The 18,079-nt window shown below is 34.1% G+C and carries 26 protein-coding genes and 1 riboswitch; of the genes, 8 read left to right on the plus strand and 18 right to left on the minus strand.

All coding sequences use genetic code 11. The features are described 5' to 3' along the window. Positions 1 to 4 precede the first annotated feature (4 nt). Together ACIQZA_RS05455 and ACIQZA_RS05460 are read left to right on the plus strand one after the other, a co-directional pair. Positions 5 to 1,732: a globin-coupled sensor protein gene (locus ACIQZA_RS05455; protein WP_402880379.1), complete on the plus strand. Its 1,728-nt coding sequence runs from the start codon at positions 5 to 7 to the stop codon at positions 1,730 to 1,732. A gap of 44 nt (positions 1,733 to 1,776) precedes the next feature. Next, on the plus strand, positions 1,777 to 2,058 hold the full coding sequence (locus tag ACIQZA_RS05460; protein ID WP_132364826.1) for an acylphosphatase: 282 nt from the start codon (positions 1,777 to 1,779) through the stop codon (positions 2,056 to 2,058). A gap of 205 nt (positions 2,059 to 2,263) precedes the next feature. On the opposite strand, the gene ACIQZA_RS05465 is transcribed toward ACIQZA_RS05460, so the two are convergent. The 3 genes from ACIQZA_RS05465 to ACIQZA_RS05475 all read right to left on the minus strand — a co-directional run bounded on the left by ACIQZA_RS05465 (position 2,264) and on the right by ACIQZA_RS05475 (position 3,077). Further along, on the minus strand, positions 2,264 to 2,413 hold the full coding sequence (locus ACIQZA_RS05465; RefSeq protein WP_274067831.1) for a hypothetical protein: 150 nt from the start codon (positions 2,411 to 2,413) through the stop codon (positions 2,264 to 2,266). Positions 2,414 to 2,452: 39 nt separating this feature from the next. Further along, a complete protein-coding gene (locus ACIQZA_RS05470) occupies positions 2,453 to 2,653 on the minus strand; it encodes a hypothetical protein (RefSeq protein ID WP_400933297.1) in 201 nt (66 codons plus the stop codon). A 91-nt stretch (positions 2,654 to 2,744) separates the two neighbouring features. Next, on the minus strand, positions 2,745 to 3,077 hold the full coding sequence (locus ACIQZA_RS05475) for a hypothetical protein (RefSeq protein ID WP_400933299.1): 333 nt from the start codon (positions 3,075 to 3,077) through the stop codon (positions 2,745 to 2,747). Positions 3,078 to 3,758: 681 nt separating this feature from the next. On the opposite strand from ACIQZA_RS05475, the gene ACIQZA_RS05480 reads away from it, so the two are divergent. Both ACIQZA_RS05480 and ACIQZA_RS05485 read left to right on the plus strand, forming a co-directional pair. Continuing rightward, on the plus strand, positions 3,759 to 4,271 hold the full coding sequence (locus tag ACIQZA_RS05480) for a hypothetical protein (RefSeq protein ID WP_400933301.1): 513 nt from the start codon (positions 3,759 to 3,761) through the stop codon (positions 4,269 to 4,271). Positions 4,272 to 4,636: 365 nt separating this feature from the next. Beyond that, positions 4,637 to 5,917 carry an Ig-like domain-containing protein gene (locus ACIQZA_RS05485; RefSeq protein WP_402880377.1) on the plus strand — a complete coding sequence of 427 codons (1,281 nt, stop codon included), beginning with the start codon at positions 4,637 to 4,639 and terminating at the stop codon, positions 5,915 to 5,917. A gap of 17 nt (positions 5,918 to 5,934) precedes the next feature. Here ACIQZA_RS05485 and ACIQZA_RS05490 read toward each other — a convergent pair whose 3' ends face one another. Continuing rightward, entirely contained in the window at positions 5,935 to 6,186 is a 252-nt protein-coding gene (locus ACIQZA_RS05490; protein WP_402880723.1) for a YhjD family protein, read from the minus strand. 260 nt (positions 6,187 to 6,446) lie between these two features. Between ACIQZA_RS05490 and ACIQZA_RS05495 the strand changes: the two genes are divergently transcribed. Then, positions 6,447 to 6,680 carry a hypothetical protein gene (locus tag ACIQZA_RS05495; protein ID WP_400933307.1) on the plus strand — a complete coding sequence of 78 codons (234 nt, stop codon included), beginning with the start codon at positions 6,447 to 6,449 and terminating at the stop codon, positions 6,678 to 6,680. Between the two features lie 20 nt (positions 6,681 to 6,700). Here the strand turns inward: ACIQZA_RS05495 and ACIQZA_RS05500 are convergent, their stop codons facing one another. From ACIQZA_RS05500 to ACIQZA_RS05535, 8 genes are all read right to left on the minus strand, one after another. Next, a complete protein-coding gene (locus ACIQZA_RS05500) occupies positions 6,701 to 7,465 on the minus strand; it encodes a peptidoglycan recognition protein family protein (protein ID WP_402880375.1) in 765 nt (254 codons plus the stop codon). Further along, complete coding sequence (locus ACIQZA_RS05505) at positions 7,465 to 7,926, minus strand: phage holin family protein (protein WP_400933311.1); 462 nt, start codon at positions 7,924 to 7,926, stop codon at positions 7,465 to 7,467. The genes ACIQZA_RS05500 and ACIQZA_RS05505 overlap by 1 nt, the downstream gene beginning before the upstream one ends. 21 nt (positions 7,927 to 7,947) lie before the next feature. Then, positions 7,948 to 8,220: a hypothetical protein gene (locus tag ACIQZA_RS05510; protein ID WP_400933313.1), complete on the minus strand. Its 273-nt coding sequence runs from the start codon at positions 8,218 to 8,220 to the stop codon at positions 7,948 to 7,950. After that, positions 8,195 to 8,398 carry a hypothetical protein gene (locus tag ACIQZA_RS05515; protein WP_402880372.1) on the minus strand — a complete coding sequence of 68 codons (204 nt, stop codon included), beginning with the start codon at positions 8,396 to 8,398 and terminating at the stop codon, positions 8,195 to 8,197. The genes ACIQZA_RS05510 and ACIQZA_RS05515 overlap by 26 nt, the downstream gene beginning before the upstream one ends. A 19-nt stretch (positions 8,399 to 8,417) precedes the next feature. After that, the gene (locus ACIQZA_RS05520; protein WP_400933317.1) at positions 8,418 to 8,615 is read right to left on the minus strand and encodes a hypothetical protein; all 198 of its coding nucleotides are present in this window, start codon (positions 8,613 to 8,615) and stop codon (positions 8,418 to 8,420) included. A 4-nt stretch (positions 8,616 to 8,619) separates the two neighbouring features. Then, positions 8,620 to 8,790, minus strand: coding sequence for a hypothetical protein (locus ACIQZA_RS05525; protein WP_400933319.1), 171 nt, complete (start codon positions 8,788 to 8,790; stop codon positions 8,620 to 8,622). A gap of 112 nt (positions 8,791 to 8,902) precedes the next feature. Beyond that, entirely contained in the window at positions 8,903 to 9,460 is a 558-nt protein-coding gene (locus tag ACIQZA_RS05530; protein WP_400933320.1) for a GNAT family N-acetyltransferase, read from the minus strand. Positions 9,461 to 9,635: 175 nt separating this feature from the next. After that, positions 9,636 to 10,343: a hypothetical protein gene (locus tag ACIQZA_RS05535; protein WP_400934062.1), complete on the minus strand. Its 708-nt coding sequence runs from the start codon at positions 10,341 to 10,343 to the stop codon at positions 9,636 to 9,638. Here ACIQZA_RS05535 and ACIQZA_RS05540 point away from each other — a divergent pair. Then, the gene (locus tag ACIQZA_RS05540) at positions 10,300 to 10,746 is read left to right on the plus strand and encodes a site-specific integrase (RefSeq protein ID WP_400933321.1); all 447 of its coding nucleotides are present in this window, start codon (positions 10,300 to 10,302) and stop codon (positions 10,744 to 10,746) included. The two genes, ACIQZA_RS05535 and ACIQZA_RS05540, sit on opposite strands and share 44 nt — an antisense overlap. A gap of 725 nt (positions 10,747 to 11,471) precedes the next feature. On the opposite strand, the gene ACIQZA_RS05545 is transcribed toward ACIQZA_RS05540, so the two are convergent. Together ACIQZA_RS05545 and ACIQZA_RS05550 are read right to left on the minus strand one after the other, a co-directional pair. Further along, the gene (locus ACIQZA_RS05545; RefSeq protein ID WP_400933323.1) at positions 11,472 to 11,684 is read right to left on the minus strand and encodes a hypothetical protein; all 213 of its coding nucleotides are present in this window, start codon (positions 11,682 to 11,684) and stop codon (positions 11,472 to 11,474) included. A 115-nt stretch (positions 11,685 to 11,799) separates the two neighbouring features. After that, complete coding sequence (locus ACIQZA_RS05550) at positions 11,800 to 12,066, minus strand: hypothetical protein (RefSeq protein ID WP_400933325.1); 267 nt, start codon at positions 12,064 to 12,066, stop codon at positions 11,800 to 11,802. A gap of 863 nt (positions 12,067 to 12,929) precedes the next feature. Between ACIQZA_RS05550 and ACIQZA_RS05555 the strand changes: the two genes are divergently transcribed. Both ACIQZA_RS05555 and ACIQZA_RS05560 read left to right on the plus strand, forming a co-directional pair. Next, positions 12,930 to 13,580, plus strand: a complete 651-nt coding sequence (locus ACIQZA_RS05555; RefSeq protein ID WP_400933327.1) for a 5-bromo-4-chloroindolyl phosphate hydrolysis family protein — start codon at positions 12,930 to 12,932, stop codon at positions 13,578 to 13,580. Next, entirely contained in the window at positions 13,577 to 14,644 is a 1,068-nt protein-coding gene (locus ACIQZA_RS05560; protein ID WP_400933329.1) for a toxic anion resistance protein, read from the plus strand. Before ACIQZA_RS05555 ends, ACIQZA_RS05560 begins: the two co-directional genes overlap by 4 nt. Positions 14,645 to 14,701: 57 nt before the next feature. Here ACIQZA_RS05560 and ACIQZA_RS05565 read toward each other — a convergent pair whose 3' ends face one another. The 4 genes from ACIQZA_RS05565 to ACIQZA_RS05580 form a co-directional block, all read right to left on the minus strand. After that, positions 14,702 to 14,899 carry a DUF6501 family protein gene (locus tag ACIQZA_RS05565; protein ID WP_402880368.1) on the minus strand — a complete coding sequence of 66 codons (198 nt, stop codon included), beginning with the start codon at positions 14,897 to 14,899 and terminating at the stop codon, positions 14,702 to 14,704. A 308-nt stretch (positions 14,900 to 15,207) separates the two neighbouring features. Continuing rightward, the gene (locus ACIQZA_RS05570) at positions 15,208 to 15,939 is read right to left on the minus strand and encodes an amino acid ABC transporter ATP-binding protein (RefSeq protein ID WP_400933332.1); all 732 of its coding nucleotides are present in this window, start codon (positions 15,937 to 15,939) and stop codon (positions 15,208 to 15,210) included. Positions 15,940 to 15,951: 12 nt separating this feature from the next. Continuing rightward, complete coding sequence (locus tag ACIQZA_RS05575) at positions 15,952 to 16,677, minus strand: amino acid ABC transporter permease (protein WP_402880367.1); 726 nt, start codon at positions 16,675 to 16,677, stop codon at positions 15,952 to 15,954. Positions 16,678 to 16,855: 178 nt separating this feature from the next. Continuing rightward, positions 16,856 to 17,722 (minus strand): transporter substrate-binding domain-containing protein, encoded by an 867-nt coding sequence (locus tag ACIQZA_RS05580; protein WP_402880365.1) that lies wholly within the window; start codon positions 17,720 to 17,722, stop codon positions 16,856 to 16,858. A gap of 116 nt (positions 17,723 to 17,838) precedes the next feature. Further along, positions 17,839 to 18,025, minus strand: a riboswitch (Lysine riboswitch). Positions 18,026 to 18,079: the final 54 nt, after the last annotated feature.

An 18,079-nucleotide genomic window follows, 5' to 3' on the forward strand; every position in this document is an offset into this window, starting at 1 on the left:
TTTTATGTTTTCAAGTATTCGACCTAAGGCCGAACTCGATGAATTATTAAAGCGTGGTACAAATTTAAATGCTACAGGTCGTTTTAATAAAACACTAGCATTTAACCATTTCAATGCTCAAGATGAAGAGAATTTAAAAACTCTCTACAATAAATTAAAAGATATCACGCCTTCAATGAATGCTATTTTTAATAACTATTTAAGAGAAATCTCTCTTTCCTCTCAGCTAACGATTAGTGAAGAAAATATTAATCGATACTTAAATCAATTTTTCTTAGCTACTCGTGATGATGACTATGTAGATGAAACCGTTAAATTTTTTAATTTATTTAGAAAGAATCAATATGAGCCAGGTAAGTTAATCGTCGTCTTCAATCAATTTGCATTTTATATTACTACATACATTTTACATAATTTCGGTTTAAAACCTAATAGAGCATTTGAATATATGAAATCTTTCCAATCAGCTGTTAATGTTGACCAAGAATTACTCATCGAAGTATTAACAGAACGTACTATTGAAAATGTAGTTGCTGAAATTTCTTCTTTAATGGATGTCAACGCAAAAATCATGTACATGAAAGATTTAGTATTTAGCCTAGATAAACAAAACGAAGAAATCCAGTCCTCTACCGCGGCAACTGAAGAAATTGCCGCTTCTATTAACGAGGTTGCTCGAATGTCTTCTCGTATTTCTGAAAAAACAACTGAATCTGTTGATCATGCTGTACAAGGAAAAAATGCAATTGAGCATGCCCTTTCTGAAATCTTTAAAACAGAAGAGACATTTACAACAATTGTTGAATCCTTTTCAGAATTACAAAAGCGGGTAAATGATATTGAGCATGTTGTAACGTTAATAAACCAAATTGCCGATCAAACGAATTTACTTGCTTTGAATGCTTCTATTGAGGCTGCACGAGCAGGCGAACATGGTAAAGGCTTCGCCGTAGTTGCGCAGGAAGTTCGAAAGCTTGCTGAGGGAACGGTATCAGCGCTAAGTGAAGTAACTGCAAATGTACATCATTTAAAAAGCTATTCAAACGATGTGTCAAACTCAATTACAGAAACGACTGAGATTATTAAAGATGCAACAGTAGAGGCTAAAGAATCGTTACCCTTATTAAATGCGATTGTTAGTGCCATTGAAGGTATTAATCTGGATGTCACGAATACAGCTGCGATATCACAGGAACAGGCTGCAGCTATTGATGAAGTATCAGCAAGAATGATTGAAATTTCTAACCTTCAAGATGACATTCGCGAATATAGTCATAATACATCTAGTGATATTCATTCATTAGGGAAAGAAATTAATCGTTTCCGCAATGATATTATTGAGAATAATAATGTTCAGCTATCGTCTATAGCACTTTTACAATTATCAAAGGCCGATCATATTTTATGGAAATGGCGAATTTATAATATGTTCCTTGGTCTTGAAAATGTCGAGCCAAGTGATGTTTCTTCGCGTACAGATTGCCGTCTCGGTAAATGGTATACATCCGCTCGCACTGTCGAACGTTTCGGACACTTACAGGAATTCCGAGAATTAGACGCATATCATTTACGTGTTCATGAATCGGCGAAGTTAGCAGCGGAAGCTTATAAGATTGGGAATATTCAACAAGCTGAAGTTCATTTAAAAGAAGTAGATCAAGCTTCTAAGCATGTTCTCTATTTTATCAATAATTTAATCGTATATTTAGAAAAAGAACGTGTTATGCACTAAGCACCAAGGGGATTCACCCCTTTTAACTAGTAGGAGGTGTTAGCTTGAACAAGCGAGCGCTTATTAAATTTTTCGGTGATGTTTACGGGACTGGCTATCGTTTTTTCATTAAACAGAAAGCGATTGAACTAGGATTAAAAGGATACTGTAAACTAAATAATCAAGATCAAATTGAGGTTGAAGTAGAAGGATCAAAAAAAGCGATAGATGAATTCTTAGTATTCGTTCAAAAGGGTGTTAGCCCTCAAGCAGATTCCAATTCATTTACTTTAGAGCTTTTTGATGATTTAAAAGGTTATACACGCATGGAGTCAGACATTGTTTAGTCTGGCTCTTTTGTTTTTAAAGTGTAGGAATACCAAGGTTTATCAAGCTTTTCGGCTCTTTACATTATTGAATGAATACGGTTTTGAATACGGTTTATAAAAAAAGACGTTGCCGGGGGCAAGTTTATAGGATTGGGGTATACTCCCCAGTCCTTTTATTTTACCTAACACAAAAAACACCTGCCGTAGCAAGTGCTCATTTTTATTACTTTTCCTTATTCGCATCTTGTTGAGATTCCATTTCTTTACGTTTTTGTTCTTCTTCTAAAAGTTCTTTATAGATACGTGGTGCTGATGTTTTCATAAAGAAAGCATGCATACGTTGTTGAGTTTCAATAGATGGTATGGTTTTCAATATATCCCTCCTTTCTCTCTATTCTTTGTCTCCATCTACCTATGAAGTGTGGATGTTATCTCCCACATATTGAATGACCTCATCCCACAACTTTTTTATGGATTTTGTGCCATCTCCCCAAGCCTGTAAAAGTTCCAATGCCTTTTCTGGATTCGACTTAGATAGTTCAGAGAGTTTCACAGGTAAATAAGCATTCTGACGTACTCGTTCGGGATCAATCGGAAAAAAATTCGTTGTCATAAAATCACTCCCTTATAATATATATTTCTAAAATTCCACAAATATACTACTTGTCCACATTGTAATTTGAATAATTAATGTTTTATACCCTTCAAACACTTTGAGCTTCTGATTCACCAATTACAGTATTATACAATTCTTGTGCGTGAATGTTAAGGATATCGACTTCTTCTGACATATCTTTGTATAACGGAAAGAATGCCATATCAATTAAACGTAATGTATCTTGAATTTCTAAAATAGCTGCATGTGCCATTCCAATATCTTTATGCCAACCTTTGTGAGTGATTTCATCAATTTTATCCATTAAATGAGAGGTCGCCTGTTGTACAACTCTTAATTGAATTATTTGTGCAGATAAACTATAAATATTGTTGTTACTTTCTAACACTACTTTTTCTAATACATTTTGTGTTTGTTGCATGTGAATTCCCCTTTTCCTATTTTATTTTCCAACTCAATCAAAGTGAGTTGCTCTTTTTTAATACTGATTTGGTTAGAACGTATAACGTGTCTAATGCCTTTTTGTTGTTAATCTTTAACACCATTTCAACTATGCGCAGATGATCCTTCGCATTATCACATTTATTGCCTTCTATCAAAGCCTGTAATTTATTGTTATCCATATAATCACCTCATATTTTTATTAGTGGAAATATGCTCACTGTACTACTATCTATTAGAGACAGCATTTAACAACAGTTGTTTATTGTGGTCAGACATGACACGCCATTCTTTAGCTGTCACCTTCATGCATCCTCACTCCCTTTCAAAGATACGTTTCCAAACATTTTATACAAGTACTGGCGCATGTAAGCCACTCCCACATCGGTTAATAACTTGTGGTACTTCATAATGCGCGCTAAACGGCGCAAGAAGCTAAATTACGAAAGGCAGCACTACCGCATACAAATATTGAATACCTAAAACTTAATTCTGAATCACCTTTTTCTTTTGAGATGAAAGCCCTGCGAGGATATGTACCAATTTTAATTGAGATTATTGTCTACAATACAGATAACTAATATTGGTTGTCTGTTTTTTTTATATGTACTTTTCCCTCCAAATTTCCTAGAGTGGGAATATAGAGGGAGGTTATTTATTTATGGCAAGTTTTATTGCATTTTTTGGAGTATTAAGTTTTATATCATTGATTGTTTTTGCGGTTTTAACTTACAAAAAGTTTAAACAGAATGATAAGGCTCAGGGAATGAAATTCTTAAAGTTCACTGGAATATCTTTATTATTAGTTGTGGTTTTGATGTCTGTAGATAATTTACTTGAAAAACCGACTGATTCAGCTAAAGTTGATATAGAAAAAACAACAGTTACAGTTGATAAGGACGAACAAGCTAAACAAGAAGCTGAGTTAAAGGCTAAAGAAGCGAAAGCACTAGAAGATGAAAAGGCGAAGTTAGCAAAAGAACAAGAAGAAGTTAATGAAGAAGAGCCTACTACCACTGAAACATCGAAACGCATTATTGATACATCTGTTTTTGAATACGCGGACGCTGTTGATGTGACAGATGCCATTGACTTGAACGATCATGTTACACTGATTATCAGTATGAACGAAGCTATTAGTCCTGGCTTAGCTACACAGCACGTTGTGAACTAAACATATGATTTCGTACAACAAGTAGATGTAAAGGGTGCCAAAACTATCGGAATAAACGTTAAACAGGGCGCTAATAAAATTGCACAATTCACTGTTTATACTGATAAATTCGTGTCCAATGACGATGAACCTATGTCTGACGCTGTAATTACGGCTTCCGAGATTGAATTTATGACGGATGATGTAAAGAATTTCGGCAAAACAATCGGTTCTTGGTAAACACAAAATAGTCACTCAAATGAGTGGCTTTTTTTATTAAAAATAACAAATTTTTATTATGGTAAATAAGTCTCATATTGGTTAAAGTTGTCTTTAGAGGTTATTTAAAGAAATTACCTTTAAAAACTTTAAAGGAGGATACATAAATGAGTAAGCTATTTAAAAATGGTTTTATTTATCTAGCATTAATACTAATAGTACTAATTAGCTATAACGTTGAAAATGCACATGCTGAAGATGGTTATTCAGAAAATCTAATCCCTAAAATGACATCTGATGTATCAGAGTTTGGTAAAGCTTCATCTTCAAGTCAATATTTTCCAAGTTGGCTAGCATTTGATGGACAACTAATTTATCCAAATGCTTGGGGAACATCCGCAAAAACAGGGTGGTTAGCCTATGAATTCACAACCCCAAAAGTAATTAGTAAATATGTAATGCATAATGAAGGAAGATGGCCTGAAATCTTTCCAAATTCATGGACCTTTGAAGCTTGGGACGGTTCAAATTGGATAATATTGGACTCTCAAACCGGCGTTACAGCAAACGATTGGGTAAAGAATCCGAAACAAAGTTTCAAATTTGAAAATACCAATTATTATACTAAGTACCGAATAAATGTTACTCTTACAAACAGTACAATTAATCAAGTCAACTTATCAATTTCCGAACTACAAATGATGGAGAAAACGTCAAGACCATCAGAGCCTGAATCAATTTCATTAGATAGAAATGTATTAGAGCTTTCAGAAAACCGCTATGATAAATTAACAGCTACAATCCTACCTGAGAATACAAATAAAAATATAATTTGGACAAGTAGTGATGAAAGCATCGCAACAGTTGATCAATTTGGTAATGTAAGAGCCATTAAAAAAGGCGTAATTACTATAACTGCTCAAGTCGAAAATACTAATTTAAAAACTGATTGTATAGTTACGGTTAAAAAACTAGGCGGTACAGAATCTAAATCAATCACATTAGATAGAAATGTATTAGAACTTCTAAAATCTAGTCAAGATAAGCTAGTAGCATTCGTTACTCCAAATTCTGCAAAAGTAATATGGTCTTCTAGTGATGAAAGTATTGCCACTGTAGATCAAGATGGTAATGTAACTGCAGTTCGTGAAGGTGAAGTAATAATTACAGCCAAAATTGAAGGCACTGAAATTACAGCCACTAGTACAGTAATTGTTAAGAAACCAAACAATGAATTTTCAAATGCTATTTTAAGTATTACATTAGTAAATGGTATAACAAAAGAGTATGATGTTACCAATAAAGTATTAAATGACTATTTGAAATGGTTTGATAGTGCTCAAGGCACATCCACATTTAAATTTTCTAAAACAATTTCACCTTACAAAAAGGTTACTGAATATATCGTACATGATAAAATCGCTTCATTTGAAGTAAGAGAATACTAAGACAAAAAACCAGGTACTCACATTCCATTGAGCTCCTGGTCTTTATTTTGGTGACTGATTAATAATTTTTCAACCTGTGTTTTCAACACCATATTAGCATAGGTAAACACTTGATCCTCGCCAGCGGTGGCAATAATTAAATCACTAAAGTATTCATCGACCTTTACCCACTTCACGATTCTAATTTTATCTTTGGCCAACAGCCTTTTAGAGTTGTAACATTCTTGTGAAATGTCGTCTAAAAGCTTATCAAGGATTGGCAAATACACTTTGCTCAATTTAAGATCTCAATCACTTTATTATGAAATAATTGACGCTGTTCAATATTCAACATATAATTCCACTCCTCACACAAGAACATTCGTTTGTATCATTTTAGAACAGATGTTTGTAATTTAGCAAGTGAAAATTACAGGAATAAATTTTAAGGAGCGTGATTTCGGTTACTATTGCCTAATTTTATATATACAATTCATGCTAAATTTCCTAAAATGGTAATTAGAAGATAAGATTAGTGAGGAGAATATAATTGAGTAATTGCCCTAATTGTTTAGCCATAAATCCATTTAAGAAAGTACATAGAGATGGGGCTGAGATTGAAATATGTGAGTATTGTAATACTATTAAGGAAGAAGAGCGCGAGGAATATACAGAAAACCAAGTCCAAAATAAAGAGGATGCAGATCCAATTTTTACTGTTGCAATCGGATATTTTGCGGGGGTATTGTTTTTTGTTATTTTGATTATTGCTATTAATAATTGAATCTTGACCAAGATGGCAATTCAGCTATCTTGGTCTTTAATATTATTCACTACTATTTTTGTTACTTGTGCTAATTTAGCTGTTTTAATTTTATTTGCCCCAGCTTGTACAGCATCCATTCCTGTAAATGTTCCTGTTTTAACGCGCCATTTAGCTTCATCTGGCTCGATATATGCCACCCAACCAAAACGATGTTTTAATACATCTAAGACATTTTCAGCAGCTTGTTTTGTAGCGTAAGTACCTGTTAAGACACGATATCTATTAGTATCTGTGGAAGGCTTCTGTTGTGTTGTATTACCACTAGCGTTCTTAATCATCGTGATAAATTGTGACCAACTTACTTTTCCAGCACGCATTTGACTAGGACAGTTCTTACCACTAAAATGATTGTGCTGAACTACATTACTAATTGGAATACCTTCATCTTTCATGATTTTAGCTACTAATTCCGCAGCGTTCAGCATTGCTTTTTGATAGTTACCATCACTATTAACGCAAACCTCTACCTGTATCCCTTGGTTATTGCCTGTTGTGCTTCCTGCAGCCCAACATCTCCAAGCATGTTCAAAAGATTGTACGGCTTCTTTGTCGTCCACAGTATAGTGCCATGATGCATTACGGCTATTACCGTTATATTGTAATCTAGCGTGCGCGTCTGCATCGGCTCCTGTTCGAGTATTATCTGTTTCATGGACTACAATGTATTTTTTAGCATTTCCTTTGCCATAAGAGACCTCGTTTGCTTGTACATCGGGTACTAATTTTTTACGAGTTACAACCATTATTGTCCACCGTCCTTTTTATTTTTCAATTCTTTATCAACGTCTTTCCCTGTTAGTTCATTTAGCATTTCATTTGTGAAATGTTCTTCTGACTGAGACTCAATGACCTTTAACTTTTCAGCTAATTGTTTTGGGATAAGTACCACTAATTGCGCCATGTTTTCTGTGATACTTAAAGCCTCATTTGCTATATAAAAAAGTACCGTCGCAAATGTGAGTGTCCCATTTAACGACAGTACTTGATCGATTATATTTGCTGTGATTATAACGATTAAAACTAATAACTTACGAGCGTAGCCAAATAGTGATTTCCGGCTCCACAGGTTACCATTTTTTATGGCTTTAAAAATTCCAGTAAGAATATCTAATCCCATTAACAATAACAACAGATGTAAAAATTTCACCCCGCCAAATAAATATAAATGCGCTACTTCTAAATACTCCAAATTGAAACCTCCCATAATGTACACTCTTTCATTTCATTATTTATCACTTCGTTTACTTAACAGTTCAACTTTCAATTGCTCCATGTGTATAGTTAACTTCCCTTTGCGTTTCATATACTTTTCATGAAGCTTCCTTACTTCTTCTTGTTCACGTCTTACCTTCGGATCAGTAACGGAAGCAATGTATTCTTCTTTACAATGAGGACATTTAATATACGATTCGATAATTCCTCTTGGATGCTTACGTTCTTTAAGGACTATAGGTATTAACTCTTTGCAGTTATCACATTGACATTGTTGGTTCTCCATTGTTCAGCCCTCCACAATTCATAATGATTTGCTCATTAGCTTTTATAGTCTGTTTAGCTTTCGACTTTATATCTTCAAGACTGTACACCCTATTCATAACCCCACGATTAACGCCTACGATTACTTGATGGTTGATAGGATATACAGTCTTCAAGGCATAATAAAAAGCCATACCCATTTGGATATGACCTCGCACATTACTTTAATTCTTCTATAGATACTATGTGATTTGTAAAGACTAACTCAGATGGTTCACCTTTTTTATCTTTCAAAAAGGTTCTTATATAACCAAAATTAAAATAACCATCATCATCTAGAAACATCTCTTCAATATCTTCAAGACTAGCATCCATTTCTATCTTTTGACCATTAGTTAAATGTAAAATCACACTCATAAATTTAAATATACCTAATCTTATCGACTGGAATTCCAGTCTGTTCAGATATTTTTTGTTTCACATGTTTACTACCTTCAGCAGTATCAATATCAGTATTATCATCTACTTCAACTACTGTGTTTTGATTAACAGGACTTTCTCCCATCACTCTGTAAGCAACCTCTATTTTCAATTTAATCACTCCTTTTACCTACAATGATAGGTCAAAAGGAAACACATGTCACTACTGGAAATGAAATAATAAAAAGCCACACCTTGTTAGATGTGACCTTCTTCATAACCTTCTAATATTCACTTTTCAAAATTGATAATATGGCAAGATCAATATACTTCCCGTTTTCAAATTCATGTTGTCTCAAAACACCTTCTTGACAAAAATTTAATTTCTCCAACAATCTTATAGATGATGTATTTTCTGGTTCTACTTTTGCCTCGATCTTATTAATTCCCATTGACGTAAAGGCAAAATGGATTATGCTACTTAAAGCCTCTTGCATAATACCCTTTCCCCAATATTCAGGTTTTAAATCATATCCAATTTCTATTCGGTTATGTTCATTTTCATAATTCAAATAACCACATGTTCCAATCACTTTTTTGGTTTTAGTTTCTTCGATTACCCATCTTAAACCTGTCTGTTCTTTGAAAATTTTATCATACCAATTTATTTCATATATTGCATCTTCTACTGAAGTAAATAATGTTAATGGAATATACTTAACTACATTTTCATCAGAATAAAGCATAAAAATATCTTGGGAATCATCAACTATTCCTTTTCGTAGGATAAAGCGTTCCGTTTCCAATTTAGGGAAATCTTTAAAATTGAACTCCATATTCATAATAACTCTCCTTTTATTTTAAATTGATACGCATATTATGAACCTTAACATTGTGTGAAGGTCAAATTAATTTAATAGGAACAAAAGTAAGACTAAAATGAAGTTTATACAATTACTAATAAAGTTGCAAAGCCACACCTTGTTAGATGTGACTTCTTAGATTTTATTAATTGTCTTATTCAATCTTAAAAGCTCTTTTTAAGCTAGTTACCATATTTTTTACATCTCCTTTCGGTTCTTCTAAGATTGGTTTAATTTCATTAAGCACTGTCTGATTAATGTATGTAAATTTAACTCCACCATCCCCTTCATTTCTAATTGTTAACACATTTAATGACGCTAACAGCCTCATTTGAGCGTGAATAATATTCGAATATGCTTCAGCTTCGATATCTTTTTTAACGACAGCTTTGAACCAATCTCTGGTTTTTTCTGGTAAAAAATCCAAATCATTTTCATATAGGAAGCATGCGTATACTAATGTCATACCTTCAGTTACTAGTTCTTTAATAACTACATTATGTATATATCTTTGCCATTCTTCAGCTGTTAAAACCTGTAATGTTTTATCCTGATTAGTACTTCCCTTTTGTAGATTCATAAAGCTTTTTAGTGGCTCAAAATTAGTAGTAATATTTTCATGAAGACCTTTTTGCATATCTTGAAGAATTGAATAAAGCCGTTCTTCTAATTCTGTTATAACTGTACTAATTTCGTTATTGTCTAATTCTTTTGTAGCTTCTTCAACCCTATTCGCAGACTCTTCAAGCTTCTTAGTTGAAGCTTTAACATGGAATGATATAAATTTCAAAACACACGAAATTCGTATCAATAAAACTTTGTCACGAGGTTTAAAAGGTCGCCTTTTAGTGAAACCGCCCAAAACAAAAAAATCCATTCGCACAATTGAGATGGATCAAAAAACACTGGATATTTTAGATGAATGGAAAAAAAGACAAAAACAAGATTACTTTAAATTAGGATATAACACATTAAGACCAGATCAACTTGTATTTAGTAATAAGTACAATGAATATCTGCAGCTAGCCATTCCACAAAAATGGATGCTGTCGGTCCAAAATAAATATGGGTTGGAGAAAATCTCTCCTCACGGTTTAAGACATACTCATTGTTCATTGATGTTCGAAGCAGATGCTACTATCAAAGAGGTCCAAGAACGTCTAGGACATAACAACATCAACACAACTTTAAATATTTACACTCATGTTACCAAAAAAGCAAAAGGTGAAGCAATTCAAAAATTCGCAAACTACATTAATATTTAGTTAGATTTGAATACGATTTTGAATACGATTGAATACGACTTAATGAATTTTAGTGAAACTATATAAGTGGAATTACCTTGATTTATGAGTCATTTAACACTCATTGAGCCTAGATGAAACTGTGTTGTCAGACATTGTTTAGTCTGGCTCTTTTGTTTTTATAGTGTAGGAATACCAACAATGTCTAAGGTTATTGGGGGCAAATTTAATTAGGATTGAGGTTAATTCCCCAGTCCTTTTATTTTCCCTTCACAAAAAACACCAGCCGTAGCAAATAATTATTTAGATGCCTTATCTAAAATAGCTACTTACACCATTCCACTGTTCTCATGCCAACCTTTATGAGTGATTTCATCATTTTTATCCATTTAATGAGATGTTGCCTGCTGGACAACTCTTAATTGAACTTTCTAGCACTGCATTTTCTAATACGTATTGGGTTCTCATTCCTCTTTTTATCTATGCTTTATTTAGTTGCTACCGCTTTTAAAAGTAATTGTTTGTTATGATCAGACATTACACGCCATTCTTTAACCGTTACTTTCATTTGCCCTCACATCCTTTCGAATTTTCGCTTCCAAACACTGTATGCAAGTGAGAGCGTATGTAAGACACTTCCACGTCGATTTATCATTCAAATCCCAAAGTTCATGCGATACATCCATCGGGTTTCTTGTCATAATAAAAAGCCACAACTCATAATGAGTATGACTTTGAAGTCCCAATTATAATTCTTCTAAATAGATTGTAACTATGATACTTCTTGGACTGTAAGTAAAAGCTCTTTCACTCACTGCCCTGTAATTATCATCCATATTAACTACATCACCAACGTTCGGAATCAGAGCTGATAGAGAGTTGTTGATGTCATACGTCATAATTATATCTCCGTTTTGTTCACAAAAGCTGATTGTAATCTGTTCTAAATTTTCTCTCATATTTGGCACCACCTTCCACACTAATCATAGAATATATGGAACCGAATGTCATCACAAGAAATATAAAGCACAATAAAAAGCCACAATAAATTAGATGTGACTTGATATCAATATTTTATTTTGTCGTTAATGTCTCAATGGTTTTACTGTTATTACAGATAAGACATTTAGCTTTAAATTTTATACTCGTTGAAAGTAATTGCAACTTACTTATGTCGCTACTCAATTTTTCTATTTCAACTAAACCTTCACTTTGCAAAAACCTAATTTCCAACTCAAGTTTTTTTAATGACTTTTGAATTAATTCTATATCTTCTTTGTATTTCTCTAACATGATTTTAGTATCAATGAGTTCAATCTTATTGTTTGTGTTTTTTTGCATATGGTAGACTCTCCCTTTTTACCTATGAAGTCATCTTTATGGCGCAATCTTTGTTACATGAGAAATTGAAAAACACCTAAGTACATGAAAAAATTTTAACAATTGGATTTAATTAACACTATTATAAAGTTGTTTAACATATTTAACAATGTTATTTTTCATTCAATTGAAAATCAATTATGGCTCAGCAAAATTGTTGCTGTCGCTTCGCTTTCGCACAGAAAACTTTTGTTGCTTTCGCTACAGAAAAACCATGCGTCCGGGTTCGGCTTTGTGCTTGTATAAGAAGCTCCTTTCCGATTTCCGTGAAGGTACTAGCCCAAAGGTAGGTGGGATGTTTCGACAGAACAATTAATGCATTTCCAGTCTAATGAATGACTTAAAATCGGCGTGTATCACTACTCGATATGTAAGCGTATTTTGAGAATAAAATCTCGAATACGCTTATTAATTTTATAAAATAATTTTAACGCCATGACGAGAATCAACAACAGACGAAAAAACAATACTAATGTTTAACCATTAAGAGAGAAAAAATTGACTAACAACATGTGAAGTAATTCGCGAATTACTATAATTTTGAATACAATATATATAATGAAATCGATTACTCCAAATAGGCCCTTTATTACCTACCCGAGTAATAGATGAAACAACAATGTCGGACATTTTGTTTGACTTCTTTTTCGTTTGTCCCCTTTTCTTCCTAATAAAGCAAAGGATTTTCTTGTTCTTAAGTAATATCATTGAGAAACTTTACAAATAGCAGTAAAATTTATGTAAGGATTATTATTTCATTGAAACTTTATGTCGATTATTTCGTATAAGAATATAGACATATTTAAATGCTAGGAGGAAGAAACATGCTCAGTGTCGGACAGTTTTTCTCTAGACATACCGCTAGCTTCTTAATTTCTCTCACAACTGTTTCTATCACAGCAATTGCGGCAAGTCCAGGATACTTCCTTGGTGGTATATTGTTTGCTGGAACATACGCGTCGAGTACTGCGTTATTGAAATATAGACAGAAAAAGAAATTCATGCAAATAGCAGGTATAACAAAAGAAGAATACAAACATATTGAATCACAACTTACAGCAGCCAATAAAAATATTCAAACATTAAGTCAAAACTACTTACGTGTACGTTCAGTTTCTGCATTTAAGCAATTACTTGAAATGACACGTATTTCAAAAAATATCGTGAAAGTAGTTAAAACAGATCCACGAAAATTTTATAATGTTGAAGAATTTTTTTATGCACATCTCCCTTCCGCTGTCGAATTAACGGATAAATATACGATGTTATCGAGACAGCCTGTGAAGGATAAGGAAATCCAAATTACATTATCGAAAACAAGAGAAACACTTACAGATTTAAATGATACGATTCAAATTGATTTAAAGGATGCGCTTTCCAACGATATTGACCATCTTCAAATGGAAATAGAATTTGCGAATCGTTCAAATATAAGACGAAAAGAACAATTGGAGTGGCGAGGCGATGATAAATGACAGCAAATGATCACGCATTTCAACTAAATACAATACAAGGTCTTTCCCCACTTGTGCAATCTTATTTAGAAACAACTCCAAATAATGAGGCGATGGCGACGTATGATACGCTATCGCCTCTTGCACAAAGTCGTGCACTTCTATACGCTAGTCAGCTTGACCTGACAAACTTCGAGTCAGTCCTGTCTTTAGGGCAAGATTCACAGCGATCGCTTTCCCAATTTGCTGATCGAATGCTTGCACAAGTCAAACAAAAAGATGTCACAAAAATTGGCCAAATGTTAGACTCATTAATGCAAACGTTAGACCGTGTGGACCCTAACGCATTAGAACCAAAAAAGCAGTCCTTTTTTAAAAAAATGTTTGGTAAAATTGAGCCTACTGTTAAGCAAACATTAACGGAGTTTGAACGTATAAGTATCCAGGTAGAACGAATTGGTGTTCAACTTGAACGTGCACAGCTTCAAATGATAAGAGATGTGGAAATGCTAGAAGGACTTTATGCACATAATAGAGGATTCTTCGAGGAGTTAGCGACCGCTATTGCAGCAGGACAAATGAAGAAGCAGCAAGCCATTGAAGTTGAGCTTCCTGAAAAAGTGACTAGTGTACAAGCAACGAAACAGCCACTAGCTATCCAACAACTTAATGATTTTGCCGCTCAAATTGAACGTCTAGATCAACGTATTTATGACTTACAAGTATCGCAGCAAGTTGCCTTACAAACTGCACCACAAATACGCATGATTCAGCAGTCTAATCAAACATTAGCGGAAAAAATTGAATTTTCCATCGTTACGCTCATTCCATTGTGGAAAAACCAGTTGGCCATGATGTTATCTATGCATATGGATCATCACTACGCTCAGCTAGAGGAAAGATTATCTCGTACAAATGATCGATTTACGAGCCCTTCCTTTGAACAGCAAGTATCGAAATTCAAAGAAACACAACATGAGCTGAAGACAGCTATTAAAGATGTCTTTGCCCTTCATACAGCTACAGAACAGGAAAAACAGCAATTACAGGATGTAGCTGAATTAAAAACCTTTAAGAAGGAATGATTCCCTTTTTCCAACAAAGAAGGGTGGCTCAGAAAAATCTGAACCACCCTTTGAATTTTATTCGAAATATTCTTTATAGTAGCCACCGATATTATCAGTGTTATCGATAATAAAAATGAATTCTTCTGTTTCATTTTTCACATCATATTGTTTCCCTACTGTTAATACGTTTGAAACTAAATATTTTGATGCATTAGTATGCTTACAAGTAACTGTGCGTACTGTCGGAGCATCTTTCCATTTTAAATGTAACATAATCTCTCTACCTCTCTTTACTAGCACGAAGCTAATGTCTACTGCTTATTTTATAATATTTTTGAACTTTTGTGGAGAAAAAAACCATAGAAGATCATATTTTCTTCAAAACTATCGTTATTTAACCATATCCATAATAAAAATTTTTACTTCGAGGTGTTACTATGAGCTTTGGTGGTGTACCGCAATGGTTTTTTATCCTAGCCGTTGCCTTTGCAATTTGCTTTATTTTATACGCAGAATGGAATTCTAGAAAATAAGTGAGCCCATTCATTTGGACTCACTTTTTTTGTTATTGTAACCAATCGTTATTTTAATGTTCGTTTTAAAAACTCTTTTGTCCGTTCATGTTGAGGGTTTACTAATACCTGTGATGGTGGTCCTTCCTCTACAATTACACCTTTATCCATAAATACGACGCGATCCGCTACTTCTTTGGCAAATTCCATTTCATGTGTAACAATTAACATCGTATTCCCAGCATCCGCTAGTTGACGCATTACCTTCAACACTTCACCGACCATCTCTGGATCCAGTGCTGATGTCGGTTCATCAAACAACATTACATCTGGGCTCATTGACAATGCTCGTGCAATCGCTACACGCTGTTTTTGACCGCCAGATAGTTGTCTTGGCTTCGCATTAACATATTGATCCATACCAACAATTTGCAAATATTTTAAAGCAACTTCCTCTGCTTCTACCTTTGAACGCTTTAATACTTTCATTTGACCAACTGTACAATTTTGTAGCACATTATGGTTGTTGAATAAGTTAAATTGCTGGAATACCATACCTAAATGTGTACGGTATTCTTGGATATTATGCTTTTCGTCTAAAATGTTTTCACCTTTGTAAATAATTTGACCACCACTTGGAGTTTCCAGTAAATTAATGCAGCGTAGTAGTGTTGATTTACCAGAACCGGAAGAACCGATTAAGCAGACAACCTCACCCTTTTCTACTTGGAAATTAACATCCTTTAACACTTGGTTACGTCCAAATGATTTACTTAAATGCTCTATTTTAATAACTGTCATCTGTTCGTCCCCCTATATTGCTTCTTTCTGTTCTTTTCGGTATGCATCTGGTCCATCTAGTCGTTTTTCAATATACAGTAATATTCTTGATGCTGTGAATGTCATAATGAAATAAAGGACGCAAGCTACAAAGAAGGATTCAAAATAGCGGAAGTTATTACCTGCAATCGATTTTGTTTGGAAGTATAATTCCGTAACCCCAATAACGTTTAATACGGCTGTATCTTTAATATTCATAATTAATTGATTACCTGTTGCAGGCAATATATTTCGTGCAACTTGTGGTAATACAACATGTAGCATAATTTGAAAATGGTTCATACCAATGGCCGATGCGGCCTCGTACTGCCCTTTATCAATGGATACAATACCACCACGTACAATTTCAGCCATATAAGCACCTGTGTTTAATGAAACAACTAAAATACCTGCCGTAATAAAGTGCATATCAATGCCGAATGCCATATCTAACCCGTAAAATACAACCATCGCTTGTACAATCATTGGTGTACCACGGAAAAATTCGACATAGCATGTTAGTATAAAATTAATGAGCTTTAAGCTATAGAACTTTACACCTTTTTTACGATCCTTTATGGTATGCATAATTCCGATGAAAAATCCGATAAGTGCACCAATAATTGTACTACTAATAGAAATAAGTAATGTATAATACGTACCTCGTAAAAACATTTGCCAGTTGTTCTCAACAATAGAAATAATCCATTCAAAACTCATGATGTTCCTCCTAACTACGTCGTGTTGCTTGTTCGTTACAGTATCGTGTCTTTTCTGGAGCCTTTGTTTCTTTTATTTTATGAAACATTTAGCAAAGACATTATTATTATTTTGAGAGATTCTTATTGTATAAATTGTAATATATGGCACGGACTAATAGATAGCCCGTGCCATCATGTTATTGGGCTGCTGGTTGTTGGTGAATGGCTTCTTCCATAATTTTTTGGCGATCAGCTTCAGAAATACCTTTTAAGACTTCATTTATTTTTTCAAGATCTGCATCGCCTTTACGTAAACCAACTGCAATGGATGTATTTGAAATATCTGTATCGAAGCCCTTTTCAAACTTCACATACGTGAACTTATCATTTGCAGCAGCAGCAGAAATACCTTCTGGACGTTCTGCTACATAGCCGTCAATTTTTCCAGCTTCTAATGCAACACGCATCGCCGGGAAATTATCCATTGCAGTTTGTTTTTTTACATCTTTGATTTGATCGATGACATTGTAGTTCGATGTATTTAATTGTGATGTAATTTTAGCACCAGAAAAATCTTGGATAGAAGTTGCTTTTTCATATTTACTGCCTTTTTTTATGACCATAACAAAATCAGATGTATAGTAGTTTTCAGTGAAATCAACTGTTTGCTTACGCTCTTTAGTAGGTGACATACCAGCAATGATTGCATCAATTTTATTGGATTGTAACGCTGGTACTAAGCCATCCCATTCCAATTTAACGATAACTAATTCTTTTCCTAAGCCCTCAGCGATTTTTTTCGCCATTTGCACATCATAACCACCGGCATATTCTGCATTATCCGCAATTTTCACTGCACCATTTGCATCATCCTGCTGTGTCCAGTTAAACGGAGCATAACCTGCTTCCATCCCAACACGAAATTGGCCACCGCCTTCTTCCGTATTCGTCTTGTTGCCGTCATTACTAGATGACGTCGTAGCCTTTTTGTCACCAGCACCACAAGCTGCTAGCAAAATTACAGTCATGACAGTCAACATTAATACTAACAATTGTCTTTTCATGTAACATTCCCCTTTTCTGTAAAAAAATAAGACAACTGTACCAAAAAAGACCTAAGTACTGAACTTAGGTCTTACTTTTTTTAACAGTTGCCCAAATCCTCACTATAATTCCATCATTTCGAGATAGCACAACCTAGTAAACCTGGAAAATAATTTACTAGGACAGTCCTGCACTTATTCACTGCAGACCCAGTATAAAAGTACGAGCTCCTTTTATACTTCGGCGATAGTTCCTTCTCCATTGCGTCTTCGCTTGCTTGAACTCAACAATGAACTAATAAATACCGCGCCTCTACCTCACAATAATTAAAAGTGAGGTTTGTATATTTAATTGATATTAAGATACTACTATAAAGT

The organism is Lysinibacillus sp. NPDC096382 (genome assembly GCF_044762845.1).
In the GTDB taxonomy this organism is placed as follows: domain Bacteria; phylum Bacillota; class Bacilli; order Bacillales_A; family Planococcaceae; genus Lysinibacillus.